Here is a 14,713-nt window from a genome sequence, read left to right on the forward strand (position 1 = left end):
ATCCGTCAAGCTTTCTGATTATCTCTCATAACGGTAAGACTGTGTCCACTCCGGCTGCTGGATGGAGGAATCAAAATTATAAGTGCCGTCCTCTGTCACCGCGATGCCCATCATCTGACGCCACTGATCGTCGGTGAGACGCTGGGACAGGGGCTGCTCAAATTGATAGAATGAATACACGGCACCCACGCAGATGTGAAGCTCACCGTCAATGGGAACAATGACGTAAATTATGGACGGGTTACCTGTGGCCACCTCAAGGCAGGAGCCGTTGGGGTCAGTGGCGATATCGGTAACGATGGCCGCCGGAAAATCGCCGGAGGTAATATTTTCCCCTTCTTCTTTAAATGCTTCCAGCCAGAAGTGTTCCAGATTTCCGCCGTAGTTGCGGATCAGGTCATACTCTTCATCGGTCAGCAGAGTGTTGCTCAATTCTTTTTCTGTCATAGTGAGGAACTGGCGGGCCATCTCCTCAAGGCGGGCCAGGTTTGTCTCATCATCGCTGCTTAAAAGCCCATAGGATTTCAGGCCCTGAGAGGTCTTTGAGGCCAGATTGGCAAAGCGCTTCCAAACTTCCGGTTCCGGCTCGACATATCCCCGGTCATCCCACTGGGGCAGTTCGCCGCCGCCCATTTCGGCCATAACCTGTTTGGCATATAAAACCGTGTCATGCTTTAACTCCGCGTAGCTTCCCGCGAAGGATTCCAGATTCTTAGTGGCCCAGGCGTCAGTGCGCATAAAGCTGGGGTATCCCGCCTCTTTTTCTTCCAGAAGGGGCGTCAGAGTGTAGAGCCAGTTGGAATAAAGGCTGGCGTCCCAAAGCTCCTCGGTGGAGGCGCTGGCAATATTTGTCCGGAGCTTTTCCATCTGTTCCGGATAATTGACGTAATCGGTATCTCCCTGCTGCTGGAGGATTTCATAGGCTTTGTCTGAGCCAAGAGCTGCCGCCACATCCAGAGTATCCGGGAGCATCCGCTGTTCACCGCTGCTGTTTTCCTGGACATTGTCATAGATGAGCTGCTGGAAAATAGCGGCGTCAATAGTAAAACGCTGTCCCATAAACCGGAATCCCTTATTTTCATCGGTGGTCTTTGTATCCGGATCATTGTCGTCCATGGTTGGAATGGAATTAATGGCCGGGGCGTCCATGGCCGAGGTCAGAGAATGGAACTTTTCCCATGCCCCGGTATTGCCGATGAGAGCTGAGACTTCCGGGATACCGCCGTAGGCCGCTTCAATGGCCGGGAGGTATTCATAGTAAGTCAGATCATCGCTGGAGCCTGCGAAAAAGGATGTCACTACATAGATAGAAGACCACTGGGCAAAAGGCTCGCCGTTCATGGCCAGGGTCATCAGCAGGGCGCTCCGGTCAAGATCTTCTTCCGATTGGATAAAACCGATCTGACCATACCACATCATTGCCCTGAAATACTGTTCAAGCTGCTGGTCGCCGGAATAGTAGCCCCGGGGCGCAAACTGGGAATAGTCAATCATGGTGCCGGTCAGCGCAGAGTTGGAAATACCTGAGGCGCCGGTAATGTTTGAAAGTTCCTGACTGACCACATCGGCCACATCGCCGGGGACGGCTGTGTCAGGACTTTGCAGGCTGGCTCCTACGGCAAAAAAAGCAACGTTGCGGCGGGCGGCATTTTCCCACTCAGAGCCTTTGAGGGCGTCATACTGGGCGGTGCTTGCTGAAAGCATGGCCTGACTTAACTGGGAGAGCATGTCTGCCAGGTGATCCCGCTCTGTCTTTTTCATGAGATAGCCAAAATACAGATGGTAGGTATGCATCATAGAATCCACAGTGACAAAGTTGGGGGTCAGGGAATAGCGGTTGGACTCGTAAGTCTCAAAAAATTCCCGGCTATAGCCGTCCTCCACATAAAAAAGATTTTCCGAGAGAAGACGTGCTTCCTCGCTGCCAGGTTCAATATAAAACTGATCCCGGTTGTAAACATTAGACAGATCCGCGTCAACACTGTAGTCTTCTACAGAAGGGGTAACCTCCGAACTGTCGCCGCTGTCACTGTCACTGCTCTCAGAACTGCCGATAAGCAGAGGGCGTTCCAGCGGGATCACTGTGTCAGCGGGAGTCTCTGTCTCCCCGCCCTGATCGCCGGTGTTATCTTCGCTGCTGCCGGAACTGCTGTCTCCTGTGCCGGAACCATCGGCCTGGGCATCAGAACCGCTTTCAAGATCGGCGATCTGCTGGAGAACCTGTTCTTTTTCAGAATCATCCATGTCGGCGGTATCCACAGCGTCCTGAAGGACACGGGCCGCGTCAGACTTTTTGTTCTGGGCGGAATAGACATCGGCCAGGCGGAAATAAGCCTCTTTGTTGTCGGGGGCCTCGTCGATGGCCTTTAAGAAAGACTTTTCCGCCTGCTCATAATCTTGGGACGCGAAAAAGGATTCGCCTTCATCCATGTACCGGGCGTAAAGTTCACCGGAACTGCCTCGTGTCAGAAAAACAGCCGCCGTGATGCCGATGGCGGCCACAGCCACAACGGCGATAATAAGACCGACGATCAGGCCGGTCTTTTTCCTGTGTCCGGAAGGCCCCTGGGGGACATTTTCAGGCGACGCCATTGACGGCCCTGCTGTCGGACCGGAAGGCGCGGCGGCCGGCCCCTGGGGCATGTTATTTTGTACCTGATCCTGTGCCGCCGGCCCCTGGCTGTCCGGCTCCTGTACCGGATAGCCGCAGGCGGGACAGAACTTTGCCCCGTCTCTTAATTTTTTACCACATCTTACGCAAAAAATGGTACTCCCCTCCTTCTTATTCTTGTTTACCCTCATCTTATCAAAAACATTCTTTGCTGTCCAGGATTATGTGGATGACCCCCGTTGCTGTTTTACGCCGGAAACGTTTGATGCTTCCGGCGTAAAACTGTAACGGGGGCCGCAGTGAACCCTTTATATGGCGGTTATAATTTTGTTTAGATTGCAGGATTGCTTCAATTTTTGTTTTCTTTAGCGTTTTCGATAAGCTCAGCAACCTTCTTTTCATTTTCGTGGACGATTTTATTAGTCAGAGTGATCCTTGAGTAGAAAAATGCGCCGAGGGCATAGAAAATAATAGGAGCCAGATTGTGGCATAAATAACGCCTTCGGTCCGGCGGCCGGTACGCAGCCAGTTGGCGTCAATAATATCACCGGCAAAGCTGAAGATTACCATTTGGTGCATATTTATGGCGCCGCGCACAAAGTTAATTCATTTGAAGGATTTTGTGGTAAAATTCAATGTGTTCTCTCAAAATCGGAACAACAGAATGCTGCCGTCTGGCGTACTGTTTGTAAAAACAAACCAATGTTTTTTTAAGTTTTAAAAAAAGTCTTTAAAATACTGTTGACAAAAAGACTTTTATGATGTATTTTAATTACAGAAAGAAAATTTAAGGGAGGTAAAAAACTATGAAAGCTGTGGCAAGTTTTGGCATTGTAAACGCCGACACAAGTGGACCGGGAGCGTTTCTTCGTGCAGCAAAGTGGTATTGGGATGAACTGACAGATATGTTTCCTGCGGCAGGTTTTACATCCATTATGATTCCTATGGTTCCGAATACAGAGAATGTGTCGAGAAATGGCGCGCCGATATGTACAGCATCAATTAAGACACGTTTTGGTTCACCTGAAGGATACTTATCTTATCTGAATGACAAGGGTATTGAAAACGTTGAAGCGATCACGATTTCCGCCCAGAGCCAGTACAATAGTTTGTTTGAGACAGGACTTCCCATTGAGAAGTTCTTTGATGAATTTTATAAACATGCTCAGGATACAGTGGAAGCATTACAGCAGTTTAAAGGAAGCGTACTTCTCGTTTCTCCCACACCGGGTATCGGTTTCCTGAATGAGACATTTAATAATGATGAGGGAAAGATCCAGAAGTTCCTGGGTGAGGCTGCTGAGTGTATGAACCGTATCGGAGAATACTGTAAAGAAGGCAACATCAATATGGCTATCCGCAATGAATACTGGACTTTGATGCGCGGTGCAGCTATTGATGATTTTATGAAGAATGTAGATACAAATCTTGTATCTTACGCTCCAGACCCGGCCCACCTCCACATTGCCGGAGCTGATCCTGTAGAGTATTTCAAAAAATACGCCGGACAGGCTAAAACTGTATGCTTTACAGATACAAAGTTTGTTGACGAGCTGGATGCTTATAAGACGATCTCTCCGGAATTTCCTCAGGATGGCCGTGTGCAGAGAGTTTATTATGACCTTGGCTTTGGCGATATGGACTTTGAAGCTCTTTACGCCATCCTTAAAGATGCTGATTTTGACGGACCGGTGATTTTGGATTCCAAATACTCACTGGATATTCCAAAAGGCATTTTAAGAATGCGTACCTTCTGGAACAATCTTGAAAAAAACTATGCTGCAAAGGAGGTTAAATAAATAATGGAAGAAAGAAATCTTAACTATACTTATATGACCAATCTTTGGGGCAATATCAATTATAAACAGATTAACAATTTTGATGAGTGGTACATGGGCGATTTTGGAAACGCCTACTACTATCAGGATTGGGATAAGATTCTCAGATATTTCGCCGGCGCAGGTTTTAAAGGTATTGAGATTATGGTATTCTCTGTACCAAGTATCCGAAATGCTTTCGGCTCCATGAAGAATTTTAAAGAGTTCGCTCAGGAGAGAGGAATTGAGCGTATCACAGGTATGTTTTCACATCATGTAGGATCTCAGGATAAAAGAAATCATCCGGAAATTTACGCTTATGAGCAGCAGGCGATTGACGCTTTGGCAGAGTGTGACGGCATCAACCTGATTGTTCAGCCGGCAGGCCAGTATTATGGTACAGGTCCTCTGGACGAAGAAGGATTAAAGAATGTAGCTGAGTGTATGAACACTGTAGGACGTATGTGCGCTGAAAAAGGTCTGGCTGTTTCCATCCACAATGAATTCTGGTGCGCCGTTAATAAATACGACCATGAAAAATTCCTTGAGATGACAGATCCGAGATATGTTTTCTACTGCCTGGATACAGCTCAGGTAGCAATTATGGGCAAGGACATCCTGCATTTTTATGATACATATCATGACCGGGTTCAATATTTCCATATTAAAGATACAACATACATCAACGCTCCCGACGAAAAACGTTTCGGGCCTGGCGCTGAGTTTGATGAACATGGCGCAAGATGGTTCTGGGAGCCGGGCGGCGGCCTTCTGGATTTCAAAGGCTTATGGAAGCTGATGAAGAAGTACAACCATAAAGGATGGATCGGTATTGAATCCGACGGAACGCCGGAACCTTTGGCCACTATCCTGCTGACAAAGAACTACATTGATACAGTTCTTGATCCTATTTACAAATAAGTAAATAAATGTGTTTTTTCTGTCAGGCATCGTCCGGAGAAAAAATCACAGCCACTATAAAGATATAAAGAAATATATAATTGGGAGGAAATCGAACATGAACACACAGTTTAAAAAATTCTTACAGATCGGTATTATTGTTGAAAACGCTGAGGAGACAATCAAACATTTTGAAGAAGACTACGGCATTGGCCCATGGAGAGTAAGCCCGCTGGATTCCAACGAATTTCCTGATTTCACAATGAATGGAAAGAAAGAAAGACTTCAGACAATCATGTGCTTCTGCGACTGCTGGGGATTCGAGCTTGAAGTTATCCAGCCTATCAGCGACAGCCCATACAAGACATGGTTAGAAGAACATGGCCCTGGTATGCATCACATCGCTATTATCACAAGAGATCCGTTCGATAAAGTTATCGAAGAGCATAAGAAACTGACAGGCAGAGATCCTTGGCTGTGGTGCAAAGATCCTCAGATCGGCATGGAATTTGCTTATCTTGATCTCCACAAAGAAATCGGTATGTTCCTTGAAGTTTACAACGAAGATAAGAAGGGCGGACTTGACGCTAACTTCAAACTTCCTGAAGAATAAATGGTATCATACTATCTGTATTAGAGAATGTGAGGTAATTAAATCATGGAATACGCAAAAATCAACGGACTTGAGAAAAAAGTAAGCCGGTTTTTCATGGGAACACTTGGTATGTTTCCTTCTGATAAAGAAAAACATTTTGCAACATTAGACGCAGCTTATGACTTAGGTATTACAGCTATTGATACAGCAAGAGCTTATGATTCTGAACCTACTGTCGGCGAGTGGATCAAAACCCGCGGTATCCGGGAGAACATCGTCCTCCTTTCTAAAGGTGCTCATCCCACAGATTACCGTGAAAGAGTAACCCCTTATGACATTGATTCTGATCTTTTTGAAACCCTTGCAGAGCTTCAGACAGACTATCTTGATATTTATCTTCTTCACAGAGATAACACAGCACTTCCTGTAGGTCCGATTGTTGAGAAATTAAACGAGCATCAGGCAGCGGGAAGAATCAAAATTTTCGGTGGTTCCAACTGGACACATCAGCGTCTTGACGAAGCTAATGAGTATGCATATGCTCATAATCTTACACCAATGACAGTATCTTCACCAAACTTCTGCTTAGCTGAGCAGGTTCAGAATCCGTTTGCTCCTGGCTGCGTCACCATTTCAGGTAATGCAAATAAAGAAGCTCAGGAATGGTATACAAAGAATCAGATGCCGGTACTTGCTTATTCTTCATTGGCAAGAGGCTTTTTCTCCGGAAGAGTAACAAGAGAGATGTTTGCAAATCATCCGGATGATATTGATATGTTCTGCCGTATCGGATACTGCTGCGAAGAGAACTTTGTAAGACTGGATCGCTGCAAAGAGATCGCTGAAGAAAAAGGCTGCACAGTTCCGCAGGTAGCTATGGCTTATGTTCTTGACAGCCCGCTGAATACATTCCCGGTAATCGGCGCAGCAAACCGGGCCGAGATGGAATCTTCCTTTGGCGCTTTAGACGTTAAACTGACTCCTCAGGAAGTTCTCTATCTTGAACTGAAATCTGATACAAGAAAATAATACAAATCTTTTTGGAAAACAAAAAGGAATGTGTTAATATAGTATTTAGCAGTCCTTTTCGGCCCTTATTGACAGGTGCCTGCATATGCAGGCACCTGTTTAAAAAATAGTACAGGTTGGCCTATGGCTGATGGCTAAACTGCTACAAAAATATTGAAAGGTAACGGTAGAGAGCTATGAGAGTTGCTAATACTATGGAAATACGTTTGCAAAACGCATTGAATATTATTGACGATCTCGGATGCAGTCCAGGGATCACAAATACGGAAATCGCCCATAACAGAGGATTAAGTATTCCTACAATATCTAACATCGTAAATATTCTGAGAAACAGCAGCATTGTCATGACCGCCGGTACGGGTGAATCTTCCGGAGGGCGACGTCCTGTCCGGTTATCCTTAAATCCCCAGTATCAGTATTCCATAGGTGTGAGCATCGCCAGGCATACAGTATATCTTTTACTCATTGATTTTAGTGGTGAGATCTATGAAAAAGAGCGTCATTATATCCAATTTGAAGATAATGACGATTACTGGCATAAAATTCGTGAATTGATCACTAAAATGCAGGAGAAAGTATCCGCGCCATGCGGCATAGGAATTGCCCTTCCCGGATTTGTCAACGAAGATCAGACATTTGCTCTGGGAACACATACCCTGGGAACGTCTTCCATGGATTTGGAGCATATCCATGAAATCCTGGGTGACGATGTATCTATTGATGACTCCTGCCGTCTGGCCGCCATGGCCCAGATGTTCGGAAAGGCTTATGTGGAAGATAATTTCTTTGTCCTTTTAAGCCGCCGGGTCAGCGGAATACTCATTTATGACCGGAGTATCTTCAAATTTAAAGGTTCCAGTGTGGATGTGGGATCCATGCTTATTGATCCTTCACAAAAAACCGCAGTGCGGGGAGTGCCGGGCAGTTTTTACGAGCTGTGTTCGGCCAGCCGGATCGTGGATTTTTTCAGAGCCAACGGTATGACTGCCGGATATGATGATTTTTTTGAAGAGATTAATAAGGGCAATAAGGAATTTGCCGGGATATGGGATATGTATTTGAGAAATCTGTCTATTGCGGTGTACAATCTTTATGCTGTTTTTAAAGTGAGTATTGTCATTGGCGGGGAAATGGCTAAGTATATTCAGCCCTACACCCGGATCGTTGATGATTACGTCAGCGCTCTGTCGGGAAGCGCTATACAGGACATCCACTTAAAATGCAGTATTTACGGGGAATATGATGATGCTTACGGCGCGGCTCTTGAAGCCAGGTCTCTGTTTTTAAATGAAAAGCTTCCTGAAATCTTAAAGAGCGCGACAGCCGCGGCGCCGGCCCAGACCAGAGGAAAGGGCAGACGGGCAAAGTAAGAAATGAGATCGGACGTTGGGTGAAACGTATATAAAGCGAGGAGAAGAAATATGGTACATGGAAATTTGGGAAAATACTCCAGAAGTGTGTCAATCATAGGCATAGGGGCAACACCGTTTTGCTGTATTGACGATGATCCAGAGATGCAGGGATTAACCGAAGGCGAATTTTTCGGGCATGCCGCGCTGATGGCTATGGCTGATGCCGGGCTGGAGCCAAGAGACGTAGATTATTTCTATCACGGTTCGGCAAATCCAAAATTCTTTAACTTTGCCGCAACTCCCAATATGCAGGTGGCTGAGTGGTTTGGTATGAGAGGAAAAGGTTCCATTCATCATTCCGAGGCATGCTGTACAGGCTATGTTGGCCTGGAAGAAGCTGTGATGGATGTTGCCAGCGGCGCTCATGATATTGTATTATCCGGCTGTGTGGAAATGGCCTGTGGTCTTCCGGTACAGGGCAAGCCGGCCCATATCCGCCGGACGATTACCACAGATGACGTTATACCGGATTTGGAAGCTATTATGGACCGGGCCTACACCCGTGCCCTTGGCGGCGGACATATCGGACAGGACGATTGGATCGACCTGTATAAAAATACTTATGGACTGACAGACGAGCAGGTGGACGAGGTGTTAAATACCATGTCCTACCACGGAAGAAGAGCTGCGGCTCTCAATCCTCTGGCCATGCTGCGCACACCTTTTGAGGAAGTTGCCAAACAGTACGGCTTTGATGATCCTATGGAATATCTCCGTTCACCCTTTAATCCTAAGACAACGCAATACCTCCGCGTGACAGGCAACGCGCCTTCCGCCGATGGCGCTGCGTGCGTGATTGTCTGCCCTACAGAGATGGCTCACAAGTTTTCTAAAAAACCTGTTGAAGTTTTAGGTATCGGCGCTTCCTGTCTGGAACTTATGCGCCCCCACAATGAGATGGAGATCACAAAGGAAGCGGCCCGTCAGGTTTACGCCGCGACAGGTCTGACGCCGGAGGATATCGACCTGCTTCTTGTCAACGACTTTGTTCTTCCGTCTCAGCTTCTTGCCGCCGAGGAAGTCGGTTATCTCCCCAGAGGCGAGGGTTGGAAATGGGTATTAGAGGGACGTACAGCATTTGACGGCGACCGCCCGATCAATCCCCATGGCGGACGTACATCCTACGGACACGCCTACGGTGCGTCAGGTATGGCTGACGTGTATGAAGCTGTGTTGCAGCTTCGCGGTGAGGCCGGTCCAAGACAGGTGAAAAAGCAACCTAAGACAGCGATGCTCCGCGGATTTGGTGGCGGACAGAACTGTCGTATTCCTATTCTTCGCGCATTGGATTAGGGAGGGGCAAGACATGAAGATAGAAAAAATTGTAAAACCGTTTTATGATGGATTAGCTGAACATAAACTTTTAGGCCGCAAGTGCAAAGAGTGCGGCGCTATTGAATATCCGCCCAGATATGCCTGCAATACATGCGGTTATCATGAGACGGAGTGGGTGGAACTTTCCGGTAAAGGCGTGCTTCACAGCATTATCCTGCCCTCCACATTAAACGCGGACCCATGGAATGCCAGCCTTGGCGATTACGCCTATGGCCTTGTGGAGCTGGAAGAAGGCCCTATGTTTAACTGTACAGTATTTGGCATTAACAAGCGGAGCGCTAAGAAGTTAAGACCTCTTCTGCCTCTGCCGGTACATCCTCTTTTTGCAGATAAAGACGGCGTTACCGTTGTATTTTTTGAGATTGATAAAGTGGAGGGAATCAAATGACCAGAGATGAAGTCCTTGAAGTGATCATTGAATGTGTATCTCAGATTGAAAATGAGGCGGATGTGCTGATCTCTCTCGGAGATATTGGCAAATATCCAACCATCGGCGAACTTACAGACTTCGTTATGGAAAATATGTAATAACTGTTTTGTCATCAGAGATGGCGCGGCCGGGATGGATAATCCGCCGTTTCAGTAAGAACCTGCCCTTTCCGGTATCCTTTGGATTTCGGAAAGGGCAGGTTTTTATGTCGCAGAAAATGCCGGCGGATCGGCCCGCCTTTGGCGGAAATACTGCACAATCGGTTAGTTTGGCATAGGGCGGTGCAGGAAACGTCATAATAAAGATTATTATGACATTTCCTATACATTCCTATACATATTGCCACAAAACTCAGGGGGGCATTGTTAAATCTTTATCCAACTCTTATAAAAATACTTTGTTAAAATGATATAATAAGTATTGACAATAAACAAATCACGTATTATCCTATAAGTAAAGTAACGTCCGCGCAGGGCGCGGCAAAAATACATATGGAAGTTGAACAAGACAGGCTTTCATATGCCATTGATAGTAAGGAGGATACATATGGGCAGATTAGTAACATTAATGTCCTGCCAGTGGGCGGACATGGAGATGGAAGAACTTTTTAGCAAAGCGAAAGCCATGGGCTATGACGGTATCGAGCTGGCATGCTGGGGCAACCACCTGGATCCGAAACGTGCAGCAGAGGATGACGCTTATGTGGCGGAAGTCAAAGCGCTTCTGGCAAAATATGACCTTCAGTGCGTGGCGTTATGCTCTCACATTATCGGACAGTGTGTGGGAGACTATAACGATCCAAGACTGAATAACTTCGCGCCGCCAAGCCTTGCCGACCAGCCGGACGCGATCCGGGCCTGGGCCATCGAGACGATGAAATACTGCGCCATCGCGGCAAAGAAGATGGGCTGCTATGTGGTGACAGGTTTTACCGGATCACCGATCTGGAAATACCTTTACAGCTTCCCCCAGACCACAGAAGAGATGATCGAGGCCGGTTACCAGGAGATCTATGACCTGTGGGCGCCGATCCTTGACGTGTTCAAAGAGAACGGCATCAAGTTCGCCCTGGAAGTCCATCCGGGAGAGATCGCCTTTGACTACTACTCCACGAAACGTCTCCTTGAGAAATTCAAAGACCGTCCGGAGTTTGGGTTAAACTTTGATCCGAGCCACCTGATCTGGCAGGGGATGAAACCGGAACTGTTCTTACAGGACTTCATCGACCGTGTATACCACGTCCATATGAAAGACGCGGCGGTGACCTTAGACGGCCGCAGCGGCCTGTTAGGCTCCCATATTGATTTCGGCGATCTGAGAAGGGGCTGGAACTTCCGTTCCCTTGGCCATGGGGATGTAAACTTTGAGGACATCATCCGTGTGCTGAACGCCTACGATTACCAGGGTCCGCTGTCTGTAGAATGGGAAGATTCGGGAATGGAGAGAGAGTACGGGGCGAAAGAAGCCTGCGCGTTTGTGAAGAAAGTTGATTTTGCGCCATCGGATGTGAAGTTTGACAGCGCGATCTCCAACAGCGGGAATTAAAAAAAGGGGGAAAAGAAAACCATGAGAAAGACATTAAGATACGGAATGGTCGGCGGAGACTTAAACGCGTTCATCGGCGGGGTACACCGGATTGCGGTGAACTTTGACGGAAGAGCCCAGTTAGTGGCGGGCTGCTTTAACCCGGATATGGCGGCCAACAAAGAGTGCGGCCAGTTCTACCGCCTGGATGAGGATCGGATCTACGCAGATTATAAAGAGATGGCCCAGAAGGAGAGCGAGAGAGAAGACGGTATCGACTTCGTGTCCATCGTAACGCCGAACTTCCTCCACTACCAGGTAGCGAAGGAGTTCTTAAACCACGGCATCAACGTGCTTTGCGAAAAGCCGTTAAGCTTTGAGGTTGGGGAAGCTGAGGAGTTAAAGGCCCTGGCCGAAGAGAAAGGGCTGTACTTTGCGGTAAACTATTCGTATTCCGGCAACAACATGGTGAAAGAAGCCAGAGAGCTGGTAAAACAGGGCGTGATCGGGGACGTGATCAACGTGAACGCAGAATACCTTCAGGAATACCTTGTGGATGATATCGGCAAAGGGGACCAGAAGATGGTGAAGCTGTCCTCCTGGAGAAAAGACCCGAAGGTTGCGGGGATCTCCAACTGTGTGGGAGATATCGGAACCCATATCGAGCATACGGTATCCTATATCACCGGCCTGAAGCTGAAGAAAGTGGCGGCAGTGCTGGACAACTACGGCCAGCCGCTGGATTTAAACGCGAACATCCTTGTAGAGTTTGACAATGGAGCCCACGGCGTGTACTCGTCCTCCCAGGTGTGTGTAGGTCATATGAACGGCCTTGTGGTGCGGATCTTCGGAACCGAGGGAGCGATTGAGTGGGTACAGGAGAACCCCAACGTGCTGAGTGTGACATTAAAGGGACAGCCGACCCAGATCTATAACAGAGGCATGGGATATGTGAGCGAGCGTTCCAAAGAGATGAACCGCCTGCCATCGGGCCATCCGGAAGGGCTGTACGAAGCCTTTGCCAACATCTATAAGTGCTATATCAGCACGATCTTAAAGAAAGTGAACGGAGAGGAACCGGCAGAAGGGGATCTGGACTTCCCGACAGTGGACGATGGAATTGCGGGAGTGAAGTTTATCCATGCGTGTGTCGAGAGCAGCAAGAACAACGCCGTATGGGTTGAAATTTAAGGGTTTATAGTTAATAGAGGGAGTTACGCGGCACAAAGAGTTTGGCTTGCGTGACTCTCTGTCAAAGTCAATGACTCCGCAGCAAGCTGGCGGGGCCTGGAACTAGTTAGCGCAGCGAAAGCTGCGTAAATAAAGGTATTTTTGGTATGGAGGAATAATAAAATGCAGATAAAAAAACTTGCGGTAATAACATTGTCAGCTCTTATGGTAATTTCTGCGGCTGCCGGATGCGGAAATAATGAAGCCGCCGGCGGCGCAGGAGGCAGCCAGAACACTACAGGATCAGGAAGTGACAGTGCTGCACAAAATTCTGAGGAGCATCTTGGAGATATGGCCAATATTACTATGGTTTATATGCCTGTAGGCGGTCTGCCTAAAGGTGTTCAGGAAGTCGAAGATGCTATTAATGAAATTACTGAACCGGAAATTAATGTTCATGTAGATATTCAGATGATCGAAAGCGGAAGCTACGACCAGCAGATCGGTCTGATGATGGCTGGTGGAGAAAAATTAGATTTAATGCTGACATTTCCTGTGGGATCTTCATCTTACAGCAGTATGGTGAGTCAGAATCAGTATATGGACATCTCCGGTCTTCTTGAAGAATATGGGCAGCCAATTCTTGAAACGGCGGGCAGCCTGATGGATGCCACAACTGTAGGCGATGCTATTTACGCTGTTCCTACATACAGAAACCTTGTGACAAGCGCTTATATTATTATGCGTACAGATGTTTTAGAGGATCTTGGCCTTCTTGAAAAGGCACAGAATATGACATCTTTTACAGAGTATGAGGAAATTCTTGAGGCCGTTAAATCCAGTGAAAAATGGGGATATCTTGCCGGAGTTGTAAACTCTGATCTGGATGGCCTGATTCTTCCTCTTAACGGCTATTATATGGGCGTGGATAATTTTTCTGATGCAACAACCTATGATTTACTTGGAGACACCTATAAATTAATTTCTATTGATCCCAATGGTTCAGATGATACTGTGCGCCTCAACTATGCTACAGAAGAATATAAAGCCATGGTTGATAAAATGCGTGAGTGGTATGAAAAAGGTTATGTTTACAAAGACGCCGCCAATACAGATGATTCCGGCGAAGTTCTCATTAAGAATAATGTGGGCTTTAGCTATATTACAGAAGGTGAACTCGGCGTTGAAACATTAAAAGCCGCAGCCTGTGGTATGCCTGTAACTTGCGTTAAGGTAACGACAGCTCCTCTGTCGACAACAAGCTGTATAAAATTTGCCTGGGCAGTACCTGTGACAGCGACAGAACCGGAAGCTGCTATTGAGTTTATGAATTTAATGTATACAGATTCCCGTATTGAAAACCTTCTTGTATGGGGAATTGAAGGCAGAGACTATGAAGTAACCGATGGCGTTGCCGGCTTTATTGGCGATCAGGACGCAAACTCTGTTGCTTATCAGACTGCGGATTATATGTTCGGTAATCAGTTCCTTGCGCTGCCATGGACCGGTCAGGACGCGGATTTCCGCACAGAGCAGAAGGTAGATATGGACGCTGTGACTCAGTCTAAATACTTCGGATTCGCCTGCGATACATCCGGTATCCAGAATGAATTGAGCGCCGTGGCCAATGTTATTGCTGAGTATGGCCCATCCCTGGATTCCGGCGTTGCTCCAGAGGGCACTTACGAGGAGTTTATAGAAAAATTAGAGTCTGTCAATGTTCAGAAAATCATTGACGAATATCAGAGCCAATTAGATGAGTGGCTGGCGGCACAGGAATAATTTTAAGATAACGATGATGTTGGGGTCGAAACTATATAATTAGTTGTGCCCTGTACCTATAGTACCTTGAAAAATTCATATTTTGTAGTATTATGCTGGGATTTCTGG

Annotated in this window: 12 protein-coding genes; 11 read left to right on the forward strand and 1 reads right to left on the reverse strand. The window is 47.0% G+C overall.

Features of this window, described 5'->3' with window-relative positions:
• Nucleotides 1-18 precede the first annotated feature (18 nt).
• Nucleotides 19-2,802 (reverse strand): DUF3160 domain-containing protein, encoded by a 2,784-nt coding sequence (locus HNP82_RS13495; RefSeq protein ID WP_183775563.1) that lies wholly within the window; start codon nt 2,800-2,802, stop codon nt 19-21.
• 615 nt (nt 2,803-3,417) lie between these two features.
• On the opposite strand from HNP82_RS13495, the gene HNP82_RS13500 reads away from it, so the two are divergent.
• The 11 genes from HNP82_RS13500 (at nt 3,418) to HNP82_RS13550 (ending at nt 14,605) form a co-directional block, all read left to right on the forward strand.
• Nucleotides 3,418-4,410 carry a sugar phosphate isomerase/epimerase family protein gene (locus tag HNP82_RS13500; RefSeq protein ID WP_183775565.1) on the forward strand — a complete coding sequence of 331 codons (993 nt, stop codon included), beginning with the start codon at nt 3,418-3,420 and terminating at the stop codon, nt 4,408-4,410.
• A 3-nt stretch (nt 4,411-4,413) separates the two neighbouring features.
• Nucleotides 4,414-5,349 carry a sugar phosphate isomerase/epimerase family protein gene (locus HNP82_RS13505; RefSeq protein ID WP_183775566.1) on the forward strand — a complete coding sequence of 312 codons (936 nt, stop codon included), beginning with the start codon at nt 4,414-4,416 and terminating at the stop codon, nt 5,347-5,349.
• Between the two features lie 97 nt (nt 5,350-5,446).
• Complete coding sequence (locus tag HNP82_RS13510) at nt 5,447-5,941, forward strand: VOC family protein (protein WP_183775567.1); 495 nt, start codon at nt 5,447-5,449, stop codon at nt 5,939-5,941.
• Between the two features lie 45 nt (nt 5,942-5,986).
• Nucleotides 5,987-6,952, forward strand: a complete 966-nt coding sequence (locus HNP82_RS13515; protein WP_183775568.1) for an aldo/keto reductase — start codon at nt 5,987-5,989, stop codon at nt 6,950-6,952.
• Nucleotides 6,953-7,128: 176 nt separating this feature from the next.
• A complete protein-coding gene (locus HNP82_RS13520) occupies nt 7,129-8,322 on the forward strand; it encodes an ROK family protein (protein ID WP_183775569.1) in 1,194 nt (397 codons plus the stop codon).
• 51 nt (nt 8,323-8,373) lie between these two features.
• A complete protein-coding gene (locus HNP82_RS13525) occupies nt 8,374-9,657 on the forward strand; it encodes a thiolase family protein (protein WP_183775570.1) in 1,284 nt (427 codons plus the stop codon).
• Nucleotides 9,658-9,670: 13 nt separating this feature from the next.
• Nucleotides 9,671-10,087 carry a Zn-ribbon domain-containing OB-fold protein gene (locus HNP82_RS13530; protein WP_183775572.1) on the forward strand — a complete coding sequence of 139 codons (417 nt, stop codon included), beginning with the start codon at nt 9,671-9,673 and terminating at the stop codon, nt 10,085-10,087.
• Nucleotides 10,084-10,227, forward strand: a complete 144-nt coding sequence (locus tag HNP82_RS13535; protein ID WP_183775574.1) for a hypothetical protein — start codon at nt 10,084-10,086, stop codon at nt 10,225-10,227. The genes HNP82_RS13530 and HNP82_RS13535 overlap by 4 nt, the downstream gene beginning before the upstream one ends.
• 448 nt (nt 10,228-10,675) lie before the next feature.
• Entirely contained in the window at nt 10,676-11,674 is a 999-nt protein-coding gene (locus HNP82_RS13540) for a sugar phosphate isomerase/epimerase family protein (protein WP_183775576.1), read from the forward strand.
• A gap of 21 nt (nt 11,675-11,695) precedes the next feature.
• A complete protein-coding gene (locus HNP82_RS13545; RefSeq protein ID WP_183775578.1) occupies nt 11,696-12,844 on the forward strand; it encodes a Gfo/Idh/MocA family protein in 1,149 nt (382 codons plus the stop codon).
• A gap of 162 nt (nt 12,845-13,006) precedes the next feature.
• Nucleotides 13,007-14,605 (forward strand): ABC transporter substrate-binding protein, encoded by a 1,599-nt coding sequence (locus tag HNP82_RS13550; protein ID WP_183775579.1) that lies wholly within the window; start codon nt 13,007-13,009, stop codon nt 14,603-14,605.
• Nucleotides 14,606-14,713: the final 108 nt, after the last annotated feature.

Origin of the sequence: Catenibacillus scindens (assembly GCF_014202115.1) — a bacterium.
GTDB lineage: Bacteria > Bacillota > Clostridia > Lachnospirales > Lachnospiraceae > Catenibacillus > Catenibacillus scindens.

Bases quoted from the DNA above. Each gene is read 5' to 3' on its own strand.
- HNP82_RS13535 (WP_183775574.1), top strand. From the start codon at position 10,084: ATGACCAGAGATGAAGTCCTTGAAGTGATCATTGAATGTGTATCTCAG.
- HNP82_RS13520 (WP_183775569.1), top strand. From the start codon at position 7,129: ATGAGAGTTGCTAATACTATGGAAATACGTTTGCAAAACGCATTGAAT.
- HNP82_RS13550 (WP_183775579.1), top strand. From the start codon at position 13,007: ATGCAGATAAAAAAACTTGCGGTAATAACATTGTCAGCTCTTATGGTA.
- HNP82_RS13525 (WP_183775570.1), top strand. From the start codon at position 8,374: ATGGTACATGGAAATTTGGGAAAATACTCCAGAAGTGTGTCAATCATA.
- HNP82_RS13500 (WP_183775565.1), top strand. From the start codon at position 3,418: ATGAAAGCTGTGGCAAGTTTTGGCATTGTAAACGCCGACACAAGTGGA.
- HNP82_RS13495 (WP_183775563.1), bottom strand. From the start codon at position 2,802: ATGAGGGTAAACAAGAATAAGAAGGAGGGGAGTACCATTTTTTGCGTA.
- HNP82_RS13545 (WP_183775578.1), top strand. From the start codon at position 11,696: ATGAGAAAGACATTAAGATACGGAATGGTCGGCGGAGACTTAAACGCG.
- HNP82_RS13505 (WP_183775566.1), top strand. From the start codon at position 4,414: ATGGAAGAAAGAAATCTTAACTATACTTATATGACCAATCTTTGGGGC.
- HNP82_RS13515 (WP_183775568.1), top strand. From the start codon at position 5,987: ATGGAATACGCAAAAATCAACGGACTTGAGAAAAAAGTAAGCCGGTTT.
- HNP82_RS13530 (WP_183775572.1), top strand. From the start codon at position 9,671: ATGAAGATAGAAAAAATTGTAAAACCGTTTTATGATGGATTAGCTGAA.
- HNP82_RS13540 (WP_183775576.1), top strand. From the start codon at position 10,676: ATGGGCAGATTAGTAACATTAATGTCCTGCCAGTGGGCGGACATGGAG.
- HNP82_RS13510 (WP_183775567.1), top strand. From the start codon at position 5,447: ATGAACACACAGTTTAAAAAATTCTTACAGATCGGTATTATTGTTGAA.